At 61.1% G+C, this 17,524-nt stretch carries 17 protein-coding genes; 6 read left to right on the top strand and 11 right to left on the bottom strand.

Annotated features, from left to right (window positions below; translation table 11 throughout):
* Positions 1-4: 4 nt before the first annotated feature.
* Positions 5-367 (bottom strand): NUDIX hydrolase, encoded by a 363-nt coding sequence (locus ACZ89E_RS08960; RefSeq protein ID WP_463260430.1) that lies wholly within the window; start codon positions 365-367, stop codon positions 5-7.
* Positions 368-579: 212 nt separating this feature from the next.
* Between ACZ89E_RS08960 and ACZ89E_RS08955 the strand changes: the two genes are divergently transcribed.
* A complete protein-coding gene (locus tag ACZ89E_RS08955; protein ID WP_149658329.1) occupies positions 580-771 on the top strand; it encodes a DUF2188 domain-containing protein in 192 nt (63 codons plus the stop codon).
* A gap of 52 nt (positions 772-823) precedes the next feature.
* Here ACZ89E_RS08955 and osmE read toward each other — a convergent pair whose 3' ends face one another.
* Complete coding sequence (gene osmE / locus ACZ89E_RS08950; protein WP_149658328.1) at positions 824-1,195, bottom strand: osmotically-inducible lipoprotein OsmE; 372 nt, start codon at positions 1,193-1,195, stop codon at positions 824-826.
* 22 nt (positions 1,196-1,217) lie between these two features.
* Entirely contained in the window at positions 1,218-1,448 is a 231-nt protein-coding gene (locus ACZ89E_RS08945) for a hypothetical protein (RefSeq protein WP_149658599.1), read from the bottom strand.
* 164 nt (positions 1,449-1,612) lie between these two features.
* Between ACZ89E_RS08945 and ACZ89E_RS08940 the strand changes: the two genes are divergently transcribed.
* On the top strand, positions 1,613-1,948 hold the full coding sequence (locus ACZ89E_RS08940; protein WP_149658327.1) for a hypothetical protein: 336 nt from the start codon (positions 1,613-1,615) through the stop codon (positions 1,946-1,948).
* Positions 1,949-2,016: 68 nt separating this feature from the next.
* On the opposite strand, the gene ACZ89E_RS08935 is transcribed toward ACZ89E_RS08940, so the two are convergent.
* Positions 2,017-2,574 carry an RrF2 family transcriptional regulator gene (locus ACZ89E_RS08935; RefSeq protein WP_149658326.1) on the bottom strand — a complete coding sequence of 186 codons (558 nt, stop codon included), beginning with the start codon at positions 2,572-2,574 and terminating at the stop codon, positions 2,017-2,019.
* A 277-nt stretch (positions 2,575-2,851) separates the two neighbouring features.
* Here ACZ89E_RS08935 and ACZ89E_RS08930 point away from each other — a divergent pair, with 277 nt between their 5' ends.
* On the top strand, positions 2,852-4,054 hold the full coding sequence (locus tag ACZ89E_RS08930; RefSeq protein ID WP_476255412.1) for an NAD(P)/FAD-dependent oxidoreductase: 1,203 nt from the start codon (positions 2,852-2,854) through the stop codon (positions 4,052-4,054).
* A gap of 196 nt (positions 4,055-4,250) precedes the next feature.
* On the opposite strand, the gene ACZ89E_RS08925 is transcribed toward ACZ89E_RS08930, so the two are convergent.
* The 4 genes from ACZ89E_RS08925 to ACZ89E_RS08910 all read right to left on the bottom strand — a co-directional run bounded on the left by ACZ89E_RS08925 (position 4,251) and on the right by ACZ89E_RS08910 (position 11,079).
* Complete coding sequence (locus ACZ89E_RS08925) at positions 4,251-6,728, bottom strand: TonB-dependent receptor plug domain-containing protein (protein ID WP_476255411.1); 2,478 nt, start codon at positions 6,726-6,728, stop codon at positions 4,251-4,253.
* Positions 6,729-6,764: 36 nt separating this feature from the next.
* Positions 6,765-7,262, bottom strand: a complete 498-nt coding sequence (locus ACZ89E_RS08920) for a RidA family protein (protein WP_476255410.1) — start codon at positions 7,260-7,262, stop codon at positions 6,765-6,767.
* Between the two features lie 25 nt (positions 7,263-7,287).
* Positions 7,288-8,862, bottom strand: coding sequence for a flavin monoamine oxidase family protein (locus ACZ89E_RS08915; RefSeq protein ID WP_476255409.1), 1,575 nt, complete (start codon positions 8,860-8,862; stop codon positions 7,288-7,290).
* An 84-nt stretch (positions 8,863-8,946) separates the two neighbouring features.
* Entirely contained in the window at positions 8,947-11,079 is a 2,133-nt protein-coding gene (locus ACZ89E_RS08910; RefSeq protein WP_476255408.1) for a TonB-dependent receptor, read from the bottom strand.
* Between the two features lie 383 nt (positions 11,080-11,462).
* Here ACZ89E_RS08910 and ACZ89E_RS08905 point away from each other — a divergent pair, with 383 nt between their 5' ends.
* The 3 genes from ACZ89E_RS08905 to ACZ89E_RS08895 all read left to right on the top strand — a co-directional run bounded on the left by ACZ89E_RS08905 (position 11,463) and on the right by ACZ89E_RS08895 (position 14,656).
* Complete coding sequence (locus ACZ89E_RS08905; protein ID WP_476255407.1) at positions 11,463-12,347, top strand: LysR substrate-binding domain-containing protein; 885 nt, start codon at positions 11,463-11,465, stop codon at positions 12,345-12,347.
* A gap of 99 nt (positions 12,348-12,446) precedes the next feature.
* The gene (gene aguA / locus ACZ89E_RS08900) at positions 12,447-13,556 is read left to right on the top strand and encodes an agmatine deiminase (protein WP_476255406.1); all 1,110 of its coding nucleotides are present in this window, start codon (positions 12,447-12,449) and stop codon (positions 13,554-13,556) included.
* A 2-nt stretch (positions 13,557-13,558) separates the two neighbouring features.
* Positions 13,559-14,656, top strand: a complete 1,098-nt coding sequence (locus ACZ89E_RS08895; RefSeq protein ID WP_463260437.1) for an extracellular solute-binding protein — start codon at positions 13,559-13,561, stop codon at positions 14,654-14,656.
* Positions 14,657-14,736: 80 nt separating this feature from the next.
* On the opposite strand, the gene ACZ89E_RS08890 is transcribed toward ACZ89E_RS08895, so the two are convergent.
* The 3 genes from ACZ89E_RS08890 to ACZ89E_RS08880 are packed head-to-tail and all read right to left on the bottom strand — an operon-like array spanning position 14,737 to position 17,270.
* A complete protein-coding gene (locus ACZ89E_RS08890) occupies positions 14,737-15,354 on the bottom strand; it encodes a DNA-3-methyladenine glycosylase family protein (protein WP_463260438.1) in 618 nt (205 codons plus the stop codon).
* A gap of 5 nt (positions 15,355-15,359) precedes the next feature.
* Positions 15,360-16,163: an isocitrate lyase/PEP mutase family protein gene (locus ACZ89E_RS08885; RefSeq protein WP_463260439.1), complete on the bottom strand. Its 804-nt coding sequence runs from the start codon at positions 16,161-16,163 to the stop codon at positions 15,360-15,362.
* A gap of 24 nt (positions 16,164-16,187) precedes the next feature.
* Complete coding sequence (locus ACZ89E_RS08880) at positions 16,188-17,270, bottom strand: bifunctional transcriptional activator/DNA repair enzyme AdaA (RefSeq protein WP_476255405.1); 1,083 nt, start codon at positions 17,268-17,270, stop codon at positions 16,188-16,190.
* Between the last annotated feature and the right edge of the window lie 254 nt (positions 17,271-17,524).

The following is a 17,524-nucleotide window of genomic DNA, read 5'->3' as shown; positions in this document are numbered from 1 at the left end:
GGCCTTATAAGCGCCGCTGAAACGCCTTGACGATCCGCAGCGTGGCGTCGCTGATTTTCAGGTTGTGGATGGCGTCCAGCGGATGCCACATGCAATCGATGATCTCGTTTTGTGGCCGGGCGTTGTCGAGGTTGACCACTGATGCTTCATAGACGTGGTGTCGGGTGCCGCCATCTTCCACCTCCATCAGGTACAGCATGCCGTCGACCCTCAGCCCGGTTTCTTCCGCCAGTTCGCGGATGGCCGCGTCGACTCTGGTTTCGCCCGGCTCGACCTTGCCGCCGGGCAAACTCCAGCGACACCGGGGCTTGCGCACCAGGAGGACGTGTCGGTCTTGTTCGCAAATTACGGTGGCGCGTACTTTCATGTGTTACCTGATTGCCCGTTTGTCATAAAACAGTCACAAAAATGCAATATTCGAGCCGAGGGCCGGTATTCCGGCGGCTTGAAGGGTTGGAGTGGTCATGCAAGGGGAAAGTGCCACCAAACGTCGCGACGTCTGGTCGGCACCTGGGCAGGGAGCGGGTGTAGGGTAGGCACGTCAATCGTGGATGTTCACTGCCCAATAAGGAGGTGACTATGAGCATTGAGATGCTGACCAAGATGCACATGAACGGTTACGACGTCCTCAGCGTCAATCATGGCCCATGGCGGGTCTGCACCAAAGGTGACCGTTTGGCCGCCTTCGCCAGCCGTGAAGAGGCACTGGCTTTCGCGGCGTCTCTGCCAACCTATAAGGCGCGGACGAGACGGCCGGCGCCTGACCAGTAGTCGACGTGTGTGTAGCCCCGGCCTGCCCCCGGGGCTTTTTATTGGCGCTCGGCTAGTAGCCGCTGCCGCCCATGCCCCCCATTCCGCTTGAGGAGTGAGAGGGTTCCCGGGCTCTGCGTTGGGCGTTACTCCATTCCGCGCAGCTCATGAAACTGGTGTGATCCACCTTGCCCGCGCCATTGAAACTGACATTGTAGGGTTGCTGGCGGCCTTCCTGAACCAGCTTGTAGTCATAACAGCTGCCGGGCTCCACCGTGCGATCGGTGACGGCCAGGGGCTTGCCGCCGATCTGCTCGACTTGATCCTTGCTCATGCCGCTTTCGACTTTGGCCACCAGCGGCTGATTGCGATAGACGTGTGAATCGGTGCTGCAACCGCCCGATGCCGCCAGTACGGCGACCAAGGCGAACAGGGGCTTGTTCATGGCAGTGCTCCGGTGAGTGAGCTTACGGTCGGCGGATATGCCGCGCCTTCACTTCCTCGGCGTAGCTCTTCAGCCGTTCTTCATCCCCCTGGAGCACCTCCCGCAGCCTCAGGGCTACCTGGGCATCCACTTCATTGCCAGCCTGGCGAAACTGTTCAGCCAGGCGCAAAAGTTCGACCGCCGACCAGCGCAGATTCGACTCCACACTTTGCAAGTCGCGATGCAATGCTTTCTCGAGTTCGTTTAGCAAAATGATGACCTCCTGCAAAATCCCACTCCGAAAGATTAGTCGCGTTTACCCGGTGGGGCGTTCCGTTCGTAAGGGCGTACGTCGGTTCTGTCGCTTTCGCCAATCGTTCGCTGGAAGTCTGGGCGGCTACGCGCTACATTCGCCGTTTTTCGGGATGAGGAAGCGGTATGCGGATGTTGATGGCGGGGGTCGCGGTGGCGATGTTGGCGGGCTGTTCATTACCCGCATCCCTGGTGCCGGGCGAGCCCAATGTCAGCAAATACAGCGCCAAGCCGCCGAAAGACTACGTCGCGTGCGTGCTGCCGTTGTGGCAAGTGCAGATTCCCAAGACCAAACAAATGGCCATTTCCAACGGCTATCGCCTGACCGCGCCAAGCATCATCACGGCGGACGAGATTCTGGATATCGTGAAATCGAAGGACGGCAGCCGGGTGTCGCTGTACCAAGGGCCGCCGTGGGCGAAATCGGCGGCGATGCGCCAAGCGGTGCGTGACTGTCTGTAAGACTGGGTATCGATTTTGAAGAAAGCCGAAGCCGGATTATTCCGGCTTCGGCTTTTTTGTGGTGCTGGCTAGTCGGTGATGTCGGTCACCGCAATACTTTGCTCTGAGCCTGCACCGCTTTTCTTCTCGCGACGATCTGTCAGCCATTCATCCACCTGACCAGAAAACTCCGGCGGGGCCTTGCGTCCGACCTTTCTCGCCAAATCAATCAGGGCGGTCTGGGCGAGGGCGTCTTCCATGCGTTTCTGCGCGGTCATCATCGCCCCATGCACCGCACAGCCGCCGTCCAGCGCCCAGGCCGGCGGCGCGCCTTCGAACAAAGCGCAACGGCCACGAATCTCACGGCAATCGAAGATCAGCTTCTGGCCGTCGATGGCGTTGACGATGTCCAACAGGGTGATTTCATCGGAAGGCCGGGCCAGTTTGAAACCACCGCGCACGCCTTCAGTGGCCACCACCAGTTTGGCTTTGGCCAGTTTGGTGAAGATTTTCGCCAGATAATCCAGCGGCACGCCTTGCAGCTCCGCGAGGTCGCGCACGCTCGCCTCGCGGGAGTCGCCGCCATTACCCACCAGAAAAAGCAGGCAATGAATGCCGTACTCAACGCCTGCGCTGTAAAGAGACATAGTGATCTCCGACTAATATTGTCGCAAATATTAGCAGCGGTTCAGGAGGGCGGCAACGCGCGTCGCGGCTTCTTTATTTATTGGGTTAGGGATGGGCTGATCGGTAAGGCTCGGCCCAGACGGGTTTTTAAAACCAATCTGATAAACCGATTGGAATGATCAGTAATGTTGACTTGTTTGGATTAAAGGCGACCAATAGAGTCGTAGTTATTCGGTCGGGCAGCCGTCATGACCCCTGAAAACATTCATCATCTGGTTTTCCACTCGGAGCTAAAAAATGAAACAACAGATTCTGGTCATCGGCGCAGGTTTTGGCGGGATGTGGACGGCATTGAGCGCCACGCGATTGTTCGATATCCATGGGCACGACCGCGTTGAAGTCACTGTCCTGGCGCCTCAGGCCGAGCTGCGGGTGCGTCCGCGCTTCTACGAACCGAATGCCCATCAACTGGCCGCGCCGATTGGCGAGCTGTTCGATGCGGTGGGTGTGAAGTTCGTCCAGGGCGCTGCTGACACCATCGATGTCGAGCAAAAACGTGTCGGTTATCTCGATGCGTCGGGTGCCAGACAGGTAATCAGCTACGACAAACTCGTTCTGGCCACTGGCAGCCGTCTCGCTTCGCCGAACACCCCCGGTGTGATCGAGTACGCGTTCGACGTGGACCAGATCGAACAAGCCGTACGCCTGGAAAACCACCTCAAATCCCTGGCCAATCAGCCAGAAAACAATGCCCGCAACACCGTCGTTGTCGCCGGCGGCGGCTTCACCGGAATTGAAACTGCGACCGAAATGCCCGCTCGCCTGAGAGCCATCCTGGGCGATAACGCCAACATCAACGTGATCATCGTTGATCGCGGTGAGAAGGTCGGCGCGTCCATGGGCGCTGAAATCAGCCAGTCCATCGCCGAGGCGAGCACTGAGTTGGGCGTTAAATGGCAGCTGAAGTCGTCGGTGGTATCAGTCGATCAAAACGGTGTGACCCTGGCCGACGGTCAACGCATCGAAGCCAACACCGTGATCTGGACCACCGGCGTGCGCGCCAGCTCCCTGACCGAGCAAATCCCGGCTGAACGCGATCACCTTGGCCGCCTGCACGTGGACGCCCACCTGCAAGTCATTGGTCAGGACGATATCTTCGCCACGGGCGACGTGGCCTACGCCGCAAGCGACGACATCGGCAACCACGCGCTGATGACCTGCCAGCACGCGATCGTCCTCGGCCGTCATGCCGGTAACAACGTGGCCGCGCAGATGTTGGGTGTGGACCCGACGCCCTACAGCCAGCCCAAGTACGTGACGTGCCTGGACCTGGGCGCCTGGGGCGCGGTCTATACCGAAGGTTGGGATCGCCAGGTCAAACTGGTGAAACAGGAAGGCAAGGCACTCAAAACCCAGATCAACACCGTGTGGATTTACCCGCCAGCCGCCAATCGCGAGTCCGCTTGGGCTGCCGCCGATCCGTTGATTCCAATTGCGTGAAGTACGCAAGTCCGCACAAATAGTGTTGATATATAAGGGCTTACGACGTTAATTAACCGAACAGTGCGCAGAATTATATTGTTTCAAAGTGTTTTAGTAGGTTAATATCGCCCCGCGTTCACCACCACGGTTTATGCATTTTTAAGTCCCAGGCGTCCATCAGCTGCCTGGGATTTTTTTTGCCCGCGATTTGACATCAGAACGCGTACTGCAATCGGGTGTAGTAGTAACCCCCGGTGAAACCGAACGGTGAATAGCTGCCCCAGTTGTCGCCGAACGACGAGTTGGGCACACCGATATGGTCGGGGTATTTGTCGAACAGGTTCTGCGCGCCCACGGCCACGGTCAGTTGTTTGCTCAGCGCATAGGCCACATCCAGGTCGGTAATCCATTTGGCCGAGTACTCGCGATCCAGGCTCGGATCGCTCGAACTGTTGACCTCGGTGTACGTGCCATAACGGGTCAGCCGCAGGTTGACGTCGAAGTCGCTGATGCCCCAGTCGGCGGCGAAAATCATCTTGCTGCTCGGCGAGGTCTTGGTGATCAGCGCCCGGGACTGGCGACCCATCAGCTGGAAATTGCCGCCCAGTGCGGTCAGTTGTTCCGGGGTGTCGTTCACGCTGAGGATCTGGGTGTGGTTGTAGTTCAGCGCTGCGGTCCATTTCACCGTGCCGTAGCGATTGAGGTTCTGCCGGTAGTTGCCCACCACATCGACCCCGGACGTGCGGGTGCTGGCGCCGTTGGTGAAGTACTGCGCGCCCGCCGTGGCCGGTACGCCGATGCCGTCGAGCAGGGCGGCGATGCCCGGGCCCTGGAAGCGTTCGCTGAGCACCAGGCGATCACGCAGGTTGATCACGTAACCGTCGACCGTCAGGCTCAAATCCTCGCTTGGAGTCAGGGCGAAGCCGAGGCTGAAGTTGGTCGAGCGTTCAGGTTTCAACGCCTCGGCGCCGAGGGCCTGGGCGCCTGCCGAGTCCACCGGCAGGATCACGTAGTTGTAAGACTGGTAGACACCATTGATGGTGTCGAACCCGGTCGAGCGCGCGGTAAAAATCTGGTTGGCCAAAGAAGGCGCGCGAAAGCCATTGCTGACGCTGCCGCGCACCGAGAACACCGGGTTGAACTCATAGCGGGTGCTGAGCTTGCCGCTGCGGGTGCCGCCGATGCCTTCGTTGTAATGCTCGTAACGGCCGGCGACGCCGACGTACCACTGCTCGACCGGGTAGAAGCCCAGATCGATGTAGCTGGCGACGCTGTTGCGGCTGACTTTCTGCGCATCTTCCGGGGTAATCCCATTGGTGACTTGCGCCCCCGGATCCGGACGTTGCCCGGCCCGTGGATGGCCGACCGGGAACACGTAGCCGCCATCGATATACGAAGCTTCGGACCCGGCGCGCGTCTCGTAGCTTTCCCGCCGATGCTCGAAACCAAAGGCCACATCCATCGGCTTGGCCAGGCCGATTTCGTAGCTTTTTTTCAGGTCCAGGTTGCTGGTTAACTGGTCGGCGATGTAAATGCCGGAGGTGAATGTGTTCGGGGTGTTTTCGCCCAGGGACGGGTTCTGATTGTCGTAGGTCCGCTGCTTGGCGTAGTTGCGCCCGTAGGTGCTGCTCAGGTCCCAGGCCCAGCCGCTGAGGTTGTCGCCCTTGGCACCGAAGGCCGACTGGAAATCGGTTTCGTTGACCAGCCAATAAGGGCTGTAGCCATCGGGATAGCCATTGGGTCCGGTGGTGATGGTGTTGCGCCCGCTGGGCAGGCGGAAGTTCTGGCCGTCGTTGTTCTCGCGGGTGGCCACGGTCGAGAACGAATACAACGTCAGCGCATCATTGAGTGGCAAATCGAGGTTGTAGCCGGCATCGGCCAACTGACTGCGGGGCAAGCCATAGCCTTTGTAGGTGTGATGGCTGGCATCGGCTTCGCGCGGATCGGGCGAGCCATCGGCCTGCGGGTAGTAATGAGCGCTGTAGCCGTTGCTGCCGGCCTTGTTGTCGCGCTCCTGATACCGGGTGTCGAGGGACACGTTAAGTACTCCGGCCTCACCGACCTGAAACCCATAATTGAGCGCTTCCTGCCCGGTGCCGCGCTTGCCGTCGTAACCCTGGCCCAGCGTCGTATCAGAACTGCCGCCCGTGGTCTGCTTGAGGATGATGTTGATCACCCCGGAAATCGCATCCGAACCATATTGCGCCGCCGCCCCGTCGCGCAGCACTTCGATATGGTCGATGGACGCCACCGGGATCAGGTCCAGATCGCTCGGTGCCGCACCGCTGTTGATCCCATTGATGTTCAGCGTGGCGCTGGTGTGGCGGCGTTTGCCGTTGACCAGCACCAACACATGGGACGCGGTCAACCCGCGCAGGGTCGCCGAGCGCACCACGCCGCTGGCATCCCACCCGGCGCGGTCCGGCAGGTTAAACGAGGGAATGAATTTGCTCAGGGCTTCCAGCAGGCTCGGTTTGCCGACCGAGCGCAGTTGTTCGCCGGTCACCACATCAATCGGCGTCGGGCTGGTAGTGACGGTGCGTTGCTCGGCACCACGGTTGCCGGTGACCACCACGGTGTCGAGGGTTGGCGCGCCGGTTTCAGCGGCTTCAAGGCTGAACGAGGTCAGGCTGCACGCGAAGGACAGCGGCAATAACAAAGGACGATAAGCAGGGACTGGGCAGTTGCGCATAAGGGTGAAGCTCCTGAATTTCTAGTGTTATGCGTGTCATTTCTTGCGCGCGGCGACGGCTTCGATTTCCACCAGGCCGCCGGGCAGCGGCAGTGCGACGACCTGAATCGCCGTGCGCGCCGGTTTGTTCGGCTGCGCGGTGCTGCCAAAGAACGGCGTGTAGCCTTCCTGCAACCCGGCGAAATCAAGCGTGTTGCCCTTGGCCGGATCGCCCACCAGGAACACCCGCAGCTGCACCACATCGCCGAGGTCCAGGCCCTGGCTTTGCAGCACGCCTTTGAGCTTGTTCAGGATCGAGGTGGTCTGGGTTGCGGTATCGCCATACGCGGCGAAGGAATCCTTGGGCGCTTTCGGATCATGCAGATCGGCGAGCAATCCGCTGACAAACAGCAGATCGGTTTGCGCCGGCACCGACACCGCCAACGAGATCGGGAAATTCGAGTTGGGCAGGGCGATGCGTTTGATGTCGTCGGCCTGGCTGGTGAGGGCGGTGGCGGTCATGAGCAATCCTGTGAGCAAGGTAATGGCTTTCATCGTTCAGTCCTTTAAGCGAAAAGAGTCAGGCGGCAACGCCCGATTGAGTGCGTTCGGCATGTCGGCCAATCAGCGCGACGATGCGTCGGGCCGAGTCGGCGGCGCTGTTCTGCCAGATGCCGACGCCGCCGTGGGCGAGGGCGTCGCTGGCCAGATAGGTGCGGCCCTGGGGTTGGTTGAGAATCGCGTAAGCGCTCTCGCCAACCTCGTCGTTGACGATCCACGGGCCTTTGCTGAAGGGCACCTTGGCCCAGTTGATCGCCACCGGTTTTTGCAGCTTGGCGCTGTGGCCGGGGTGCAGCAGTTCGACGGCTTGCCGCGAGGAGGCGAACTGTTCGGCGAGGGATTTCTTGCTGAAGGCCTGGGCCGGTTCGCTGGTGTTGTAGGCGGCGACCAGAATCCCCTGGGCGCTGTTGAGCCGGTCGCTTGGATACCACAGGCCTTTGACTTCATGGTCCAGGTAAGAGAGGCCGCCATAGATGTTGAAGTCGGTTTCCCAGAAACGCGGCGACTGCCAGGCCACTTTGTTCGCTTGATCGCTTTGCGCGCTGAGGATCGCTTGCTTGAACGGCTGGCTGAAGTTGCTCGGCAGCTTCGCCAGCAATGGCAGCGGCACGGTGACCACCGCGTAATCGGCGTTCAGGGTCTGGGTCTTGCCAGTCTTGCGATCACGATAGGTGATGCGGCTGCCGCTTTCGGACGTCTGGATATCGCTGACTTCGGCGTTGAAACGCACGGCGTCCTTGAGCTTGTCGTAGAACGCGTAGGGAATCCGGTCCATGCCGCGCACCGGTTGGAACATGGTCGAAGAAAACTCGGGGATTTCATCGAACACCAACGCGCCCCAGAGCTTGGGATTGAGCAGGGTTTGCAGTTCCAGCGGGGCCCGGGTCACCCCGGTTTGATCGCCGGCACCGGGCACGCGGGTGTAGCCGGAGCGCACCGAGCCTTTGTATTGGAAGTCGGCATTCAGGTCGCCATAGACCTTGAGGAAATTCAGCAAGGCCTTGCGGTCGTCGACGCTCAGATCCTGGTCCAGGGCTTGGCGGCTGACGGTGCGCGCCAGCAGTTCGGAGAGCTGGCCACGGGTGTCGTTGACCGCCTGGCGCAACTGGAACGCCGGTTTGCTCGGGTCCGGCAGAGCCAGGGCGTTGCGGCTGCTGTTGACCAGCACTTGCAGCTCGACGCCCAACTCGCGGCAGTAGCCGAGGATGGTCTGGTGATGGCTGGGAATTCGCGCCGGCCCGGCGTTGAAAAACTGCCCGTCATCGAAGTCGACGGTCTGGCTGACGCCGTCGTCGAAATCGACTTTGGTGCCACGACGCAGGGTCCAGTTGCGTCCGCCGACGCGCTCCCGAGCCTCCAGAATCGTCACCGTGAAACCGGCCTTGCGCAGCTCATAGGCACTGACCAGCCCGGAGATCCCGGCACCGACCACCACCACGTTTTTGCCTTTGCCGCTGCTGCCCAGTTGCAGCGGGGTGAACGTCGCCGCCACGGCTTGTGGCGTCAGCCCCAAAGCGCCGAGGGCGCTCACGGCGGCACCATAGCCGCCGACGGCGGCGATGCGGGTAATCATTTCTCTGCGGGTAAAAGCCATCGTGTTGCTCCTTGGCATTGAAGAGCGGCTGGATCCCCCGTAGGCGCAGCCTTCGTCAGCGCCTACAGGGGGATCACGTGAGGGTTAAAGGTCGTAACGCAGCGACAACAACAGGGTTCGCGGGTCGTTGATCGAGTAGTAGCGAGCGCCACTGGACGGCACGTAGCCGACCGATTGCGGGTAGGCGCGGTCGAGCAGATTTTTCACCGCCAGGGTGGTGGTCCAGTGGCCGTCGCTGGAGAGGTAGCGGGTGTTGGCGTTCCAGAAGGTCTGCTGGGGGATTTCCTGCACGTCGTCGTTCAACGCGTTGGCGTAGGACTTGGTCTGGAACTGCGCATCGGTGCCCGCCAGCCAGGTGCCGGGCAGGCCCGCCGGGATCGTGTAATTCAGGCCAACGCTGGCGTTCCAGCGGGGCGAGAACACCAGTTGTTTGCCGTTGGCATCGACCCCGGCGCCGCTGGCGTTTTCGAAATCGTCGTACTGGCTTTGCAGGTAGCCGACGTTGGAGGTCAGTTGCAGGTCGCGGGTCAGGGCGGTGAGGGTTTCCAGCTCGACGCCATAGGTGTGGGCCTGGCCGACGTTGGTCCGCAGGCTCACGCCCAGCGCCGGGTCGTAGGCGTTGGTTTGCAGGTCCTTGTAGTCGTTGTAGAACACCGCGACGTTGGCCCGCAGGCGCTGGTCGAAGAAATCACCTTTGAAGCCGGTTTCCCAGGTGGTCACGTCTTCCGGCGAGAACGCTTGTTCGGCCGCCGCGCGGGTCGGCGCGCGGTTATCGTAGCCACCGGCCTTGAAGCCTTTGGCGACGTAGGCGTACTGGTTCAGATGCGTGGTCCAGGCGTATTCGAAACCGATTTTCGGGCTGGTGGACTGCCACGATTTGCTCGAATCAGCCGTGAAATTAGTCCCGGTAATCTGCCGGTTGGTGTTGATCGCGTAGTTGGTGTAATCGAAATTCTTGTGCTCGCGGGTAAAGCGCAGCCCGGCGATGAGCGACAGTTGAGGGGTGATCTTGTAGCTGCCCTGGCCATACAACGCGTAGCTTTCGGTGTTGGTCGTGCTGTATTGGCCCTGGCCAATCACCCGGTTGCGTGCCACGGAATAGGTCAGGTTGTCGCGGTCGGCTTCGAACTTCTCGCGGTACAGGTACAGGCCGGTGCTGAAGCTGAATTTGTCGTAGTCGCCGTTGAGCTGCCATTCCTGGGTGGCGTAGTCCTGCTTGTAGGTGATCAGGTTTTGCTGGATCAGCGCTGCTTGCCCCGAGTTGTCGTAGTCCACCGGTTGGTTGAACCCGGAATAGGCGGTCACCGACTTGACGTTCAGGTTGTCGTTGATCGTGTAGATCGCGCGCAACACCGCGCTGCCCTGGTCGAGGCGGTTTTTCGGGTCGAGGCTGCTGTAGCTCTTGAATTTGTCGAAGTGGCCGTTGGCATCGAATGGCGTGTAGCTGGTGGTGTCGCCCCGGTCGAAGGTGCCGGCCAGGGTCAACTGCACATCCCACGGCGAATCGATGGGGTTCAAGCGCAGCTTGCCGCGATAGGACTGGATGTCGACGTTGTTCACATCCTTGCCGCGCGTCGGATCGGAAACGGTACCGTCGCGGGTCAGGCGAATCGCCGAAAAACTGCCGAACAGCGCGTTGTCCACGAGCGGGCCGCTGATCAGGAAACGGCCGTTCTGCGCGTTGTAATTACCGGCGCCCAGCTCAAAGAAACCTCGGGTTTCCTGGGTCGGATCGCGGGTGATCACGCGGATCGCACCGGCGCTGCTGTTGCGTCCGTACAGCGTGCCTTGCGGGCCGCGCAGCACTTCGACGCGCTCGACGTCGTTGAAGTCGAGCATCGACGAAATGGCCCGTGGGATGTACAGGTCATCGGCGTACACCGCCACGGCGGATTCCTGGATCGGGTCGGTCTCGCCGATGCCGCGAATGCCGTAGGTCTGGGCACTGTAGGAGATCGACTGACGGCTGAGGGTCAGGTTCGGCACTTGCCCGGAGAGGTCGCGGATGCTTTTGATCTGCTTGTCTTCGAGGGCTTTTTCGTCGAACGCCGAGATCGCCAGCGGGGTTTTTTGCAGGTCTTCGCTGTGGTGCTCGGCGGTGACGGTGACGACGGGGAGGGCACCCGACTGGGTGTTTTCGTCGGCGTGGGCCGACAAGCCGAACAGGGCGAGCGACACGGCCAGCGTCAGTCGGTTTGCAGCGAAGGTGTTGTGCATGGTGAGCCCCAGGTGTGTCGTTGGCGTTGTCTGTTTTTTTTGGGCAAAGCGTTGCCGGGGCCATGGTTTGAAAGCCATGGCGGCGGGGGCTTTTGCCGGTTTCAGGTTTTGGTGTGGCAGTTGACCGTGGAGTGGTGTCGGCCGGAAAAACATGCAGTTCCGAGAGCCTCCACCTGGTCAGGGGTCGGTGATGGTTGTAACAGTATTTGTATAATACGGCGCTGTAAAAGTCCGATTAGTTATAAGTTAATTATAAAAAACAGTCATTAAGTCCGAGGTTGAAATGCGTATTGCTGATGTTGTGTGGCAGGCAGAACTCGGCCCCACTAGACGCCCGCGACCGACCGGGGCAGCATGAGCCCCTCGAAATCGGGGCTCTCCTCATGCGACGTCTACCTTCCCTGGCAGCACTCAAAACCTTCGAATGCGCCGCCCGCCACGCGCATTTCGGCCGGGCGGCGGCGGAGTTGTGCGTGACCGACAGCGCCGTCAGCCATCAAATCCGCCAGCTCGAAGAGCAACTGGGTGTGTCGCTGTTTATCCGCGAAGGTCGGCAGATTCGCCCGACCATGGCCGCCGGGCGCCTGATGCAGAGTTTGCAGCAAGCCTTCGAACTGATCGGCGAGGCCTGCGATGAACTGCGTGATCCGTCGTCGCTGGCCGTGCTGCGTTTGGCGGTCACCGCCGAGCTGGCGCAAAAGTGGTTGATGAGTCGCCTCACGGATTTTTACGCGCGCTACCCGCACATCACCTTGCACCTCTACGAACAACCGATCGACGCCACCGCGCCGGGGGAAGACATCGACCTGGCAATCACCTACGGCACCGGTCCGGTGGACAGCAGTGCGTTCTTCGTGCGGCCATTGCCGGCGTTGCAGTTTTTCCCGGTGTGCAGCCCCGGGCTGTTCAACCAGGGCCTGCTGAAAACCCCGAAGGACCTGGCGCGCCATTGCCTGTTGCACGACGATCAGGACGGCAAGACCTGGACCGCCTGGCTCACCAGCCATGCCGGCGACCAGCGCCCGGAACGACAGCTGTATTTCGCCCACGCCGGGTTGGCGCTGGAAGCCGCCGCCCAGGGGCAGGGCGTGGCCATGGGCGATAACCTGACGGCGCAGGAAGATTTGCAGAGCGGTCGGCTGGTACGGCCGTTCGCGGCCAACATCACCGCGTTGGGCCAATACGCGCTGGTGTGCGAGCGGGTGCGCCTGGAGCGTCCGGCCGTGGCGCAGATGCTCGAATGGTTCAACGATCAACTGGTTGATTGATGAGTTGAATTCAACTGTTCCGAAATAATCATCGTTGGCGAGGCGTCTGCCGGCGACCTTAGTCTGGGGTCATTCCAACCCCGCTGATGAGGTTTGCCCATGGCACGTTTGCTCGATTCGACTCCAAAACAAGACGGCTTCCGCCTGCCCGGCGAGTTTGAAACCAAGTCCGGCTGCTGGCTCGGCTGGCCGGAGCGTACCGACGTGTGGCGCAACGGCGCCAAGCCCGCGCAGAAAGTCTGGGTGCAAATCGTCACCGCGATCTCCCAGAGCGAACCGGTGACCGTGTGTGCCTCTGCCACGCAGTTCGCCACCGCACGCCGTCAGTTGCCGCCACAGGTGCGAGTCGTCGAGATGACCTGCAACGACACCTGGTTTCGCGACAGCGGCCCGTGCTTTGTGGTCAACGATGCCAGCGGCGAAGTGCGCGGCGTGGATTTCGAATTCAACGCCTATGGCGGCCTCGACGGCGGCTTGTACTACCCGTGGGACAAGGACGATCAGATCGCCAGCAAGATTCTCGAAATAGAACGCTTCGACCGCTACCGCGCGCCGCTGATTGCCGAACTGGGCGGCATCCAGAGCGACGGTCAGGGCAGCATTCTCACCACCGAGCAGTGCCTGCTCAACCGCAATCGCAACCAGCATTTGGGTAAAGATGAAGTCACCCGCCGACTGACCGAATACCTCGGCGCCGAGCAAGTCATCTGGCTGCCACGGGGCTGCAAGTTCGACGAAACCGATGGCCACGTCGATGACCTCGCGTGCTTCGTGCGCCCCGGCGAAGTGGTGCTGCAATGGACCGACAACCGCGAAGACCCGCAATGGGAAATCTACCAGGAGGCCTACGACATCCTGCGCAGCACCCGCGACAGTCGTGGCCGCGAGTTGATCGTGCACAAGTTGCCGCAACCGGATGTGCTGGAATGGACCGCTGAAGAAGCCGAAGGACTGGATCAGCAGGACAGCACCCATACCCGTCAGGCCGGGACGAAGATCTGTGCGTCGTACATCAACTATTACGCCGGCAACACCTCGATCGTGGTGCCGTTGTTCGGCGACCGTCAGGATCAAGTGGCGTTGGCGACCCTCGCCGAACTGTTCCCCCGGCACAGGATTGTCGGCATCGAAAACTCTCGGGAAATCCTTCTCGGCGGCGGCAACGTCGCCTGCATCACCATGCCGCAGTACGCCGGCAAAGGAGTGTAATCGTGGGCCTGCACAAACTGACTCAAGCGTTATTGCTGGTGCTTGCACCCCTGTGTGTGCAGGCCGCCGATACCGCCCAACCGGTGGTCAACCTGTACATCTGGGGCGAGTACCTGGCGCCGGACACCCTGAGCAATTTCGAGAAACAGACCGGCATTCATGTGGTGGCCGATCACTTCGACTCCCTGGAAACCGTCGAGACCAAACTGCTTACCGGCCGCAGTGGCTACGACCTGGTGCTGACGGCGGGGCAGCACTTGTCCCGGGCGATCCAGAGCGGGGCGATCCAGACCGTGGACAAGCAGCAACTGCCGCACTTTGCCGGCGTCGGCGAGGAGTTTCGCCAGCACATGGCGGTGTTCGATCCGGGCAATCGCTACGCCGGGATCTATGCCTGGGGCACTACCGGCGTCGGCTATCAGGAGGAGGCAGTCAAGCAGCGTCTGCCCGACGCGCCACGGGACAGTTGGGCGATGCTGTTCGACCCGGCGGTGGTGGCAAAATTCGCCGATTGCGGGGTCAGCCTGCTCAACGATCCCAACGAAGTGTTTGCGGCGGTGATGAAGTACATGGGCCTGGACATCAACCGCCAGAACCTCGATGACCTGAAACTCGCCGAACAACAACTGGCGAAGATCCGGCCCTACATCCGCTACTTCGACAACGATCTGAACATCAGCGATCTGGCCAACGGCAACACCTGCGTGGCGATGTCCTGGAACGGCAACGTCGCCATCGCCGCCGGCCAGGCCGAGGCGGCCAACAAACCGTTCAAGTTGAGTTACCGGATACCCAAAGAGGGGACGTTGATCTGGTTCGACGCCATGGTCATCCCCAAGGACGCGCCGCATCCGCAAGCAGGGCTGGCGTTGATGGACTACCTGATGACGCCGCAGGTAATTGCGCCGATCACCGACACCATTCACTACGCCAATGCGATCACGGCGGCGGATGGGTTGATCGATCCGGCGATTCGTAATGATCCGGGGACCTATCCGTCGGAACAGGTGCGGGCTTCGCTGTACAGCAAGAATGACAATGGCAAGGCGTTCAACCGCGCGTTGATTCGGGCGTTCAGTCGGTTGAAGTCGGGGTTGTGATGGGCTTTTGAAGGTGTATCGAATGGGCGGGCGTCACGTCCTGTAGGAGCAAGGCTGCCCGCGAAGAACGATAACGCGGTCTACCTGCCCGGCACCCGCCACAAATACCACGCCGCCACCGTCCGAAACGGACTCCACGCACGGCCAATCTCAATCATCTGCCTGCGAGTGGGCTGCACCTCCAGCCCCTTCATCCGCCGATACCCTTCACGTACACCAAAGTCATCCGCCGGCAAAATATCCGGCCGCTCCAGGCTGTAGATCAGCAGCATTTCCACGGTCCAGCGGCCAACCCCGCGCAAGGTGATCAAGCGCTCGATCAACGCTTCATCGTCCATGGCCAGCGCCGTGGCGTAATCCGGCACCACACCGTCCAGCGTTGCCTGGGCGATGCCTTGAATAGTCGCGATCTTGCTCGCGGAAAACCCGCAACTGCGCATCTGCTCGAAGCTTGCCGCCAGAATCTGCTCCGGCCTGGGGAATGCCCCCGAACCGAACAAACCCAATAGCCGCCCGACAATCGCGTCCCCGGCCTTGGCATGCAGTTGCTGATAGGCAATCGCCCGCACCAGCGACTCATAGGGATCCCGCGCCGGATGCGGTTGATGCAGGCAGGGGCCGACAGCGGCGATATGGCGCTGCCAGTCCTCGTCGATGGACGCTAGAAAGGTACTGGCAGGCTGGTAGAGGTCGGGCATGCAAGTCAGGATTTTTTCAGCAATGCGTTGACTTCACCGTAGGTGAGCGCCTTCAAATCGTGGGTGTTGAGCTTGCCGGTTTCCAGGAAACTTTTCGCCAGCGAACCCATGGCGCCATAGAGGAATTCGGCAATCCCGGAACCGGCGCTCAACCGCCGCACCCCGAGGGTTTTCAGCTCCTCGGGCGACGGCAGGCTGGCATTGCCCAGCACGTTAACCGGCAGGGGCGTGCCTTGGCAGATCGCTGCAATTTCATACTCCGCCGTGACGCCAGCGGCGAACAACCCATCGGCCCCGGCCGCCTGATACAGCGCCGCGCGTTTGAGGGTTTCGGCGACGCGATCTTCGGCAGGCACCAGGCTCTTGAGGTACACATCGGTGCGGGCATTGATAAACAGCTTTACGCCCCGGCGCTCGGCGACTTGCCGGGCGACTTCGATCTTGCGCGCCAGCAGCTCCGGAGGCGATGCGCCGTCCTCGATGTTGATCCCGACCGCACCGGCGGCGATCACTGCATCAATCACTTCAGCGACCCGTGCCAGGTCATCGGAATAACCGGCCTCGATGTCCACGGTCAGCGGCACATTGATCACCCGGATGATGGATTCGACTGTCGCCACCAAACGTTCGAGGGGCAGGGTGTTGCCGTCCGGGTAACCATGGGCCCAGGCCACCGCCGCGCTGCTGGTGGCCACGGCTTGGCTGCCCAGTTGTTCCACCAGTCGCGCGCCGGTGGCATCGGCGACGTTAGTGAGGATCAGCAGGCCGTCCTGATGCAGCCTGTGGAACTGTTGGTCGAGCGTTTCCATCGTATTTCCTTCCCTATGAAATGATCAGAATGCCAATTGTTGAGTGATCTGCACCGCTGCCTTTTCCAGCCGCAGCAGAAACGCCTTGCGCGGTTGCCCGCCACCATAGCCGGTCAGCGAGCCGTCCGCGCCGATCACCCGATGACACGGCAGCACAATCGCCAGGCGATTATGCCCATTGGCCAGGCCCACGGCGCGGCTGGCCCCGGGTTTGCCCAGCAGCGCGGCGATGGCGCCATAGGTGCTGGTGTGGCCGTAGGGAATCTGCGCCAGTTCAGCCCAGACTTGCCGGGCGAACTCGCTGCCCGGCAGGTGCAGTGGCACCGTGAACTCGGTCAGTTGCCCGGCGAAATACTGCGCCAGTTCGCTCTCGATTTGCTTCAGGTGCCCGTTGTGCCCCGGGGCCACGACGTAGCCGTAACGGTTTTGCAATGCTTCGACTTCCCTGGTCAGTGCCGGGCGATCCAGGAACTCCAGCAACACCAAGCCGCGGCGCTCGGCCATGGCAATCATCGGCCCCAGCGGCGTGGTCAGCCGGGTGAACAGCAGCGGCTCGCTGTTGGCGGCGCGGCCCGGGGTGATGTGGAAGGATTTTTGAAAGGCATCGCGAAAACCGCTCAGGGATTCGTAGCCGGAATCGAGTGCCACATCGTCGATGGACTCGCCTTGCTTGATCCCGCCCAGCGCCATGCCCAGGCGCCGGGTGCGCAGCCACGCATGGAAGGTCATGCCGAAATGCTGCTTGAACCAGCGCCGCAGTTTCAACGGCTCGATGCCCTCGGCTTGCAGCTGCGTGTCGGTCCAGCGCTGGTCCGGGTTGGCGTCCACCGATGTGAGCAACCGCTGCACCCAATCCGGCGCAATGGCCGCCGCATCCAGCGGTTTGCAGCGCAGGCAAGCGCGATAACCGGCGGACATGCATTCATCGGCGTGGGCGAAGAACTCGACATTCTCGGGTTTGGGTTTGCGCGCCGTGCAACTGGGGCGGCAGAAAATCCCGGTGGTCTTGACCGCAGTAAAGAACACCCCCTCGTAGGCGGTGTCTCGTTCGAGCATGGCGCGAACCATCTCGGCGTGGGGGGGCAGCACAGCGTTTTGTAGGTTCATGGGGTGAGCATAAGGCGGGCTGTGAGTGGCCTCCACCGGAAAATCGACAGGGAATTAAACAGGCGCAGGCGCGCACTCCCGAGGGGCATCGCAGCACGCCTCGGGCGACCTGCCGGTAACGAGTTTTGGAGCTGCGTTTGCGGGCACCGGAACGCTATGCAAACCCGAGGAACGACAGGACAACCACGACAATCACAACGACCCCGACGATGTAGATGATGTTGTTCATGAATGTCACCTCTGAACCAGAACAG

This window comes from Pseudomonas sp. TE3899, from assembly GCF_056279105.1.
This window is presented reverse-complemented; position numbering and strand designations above follow the sequence as displayed.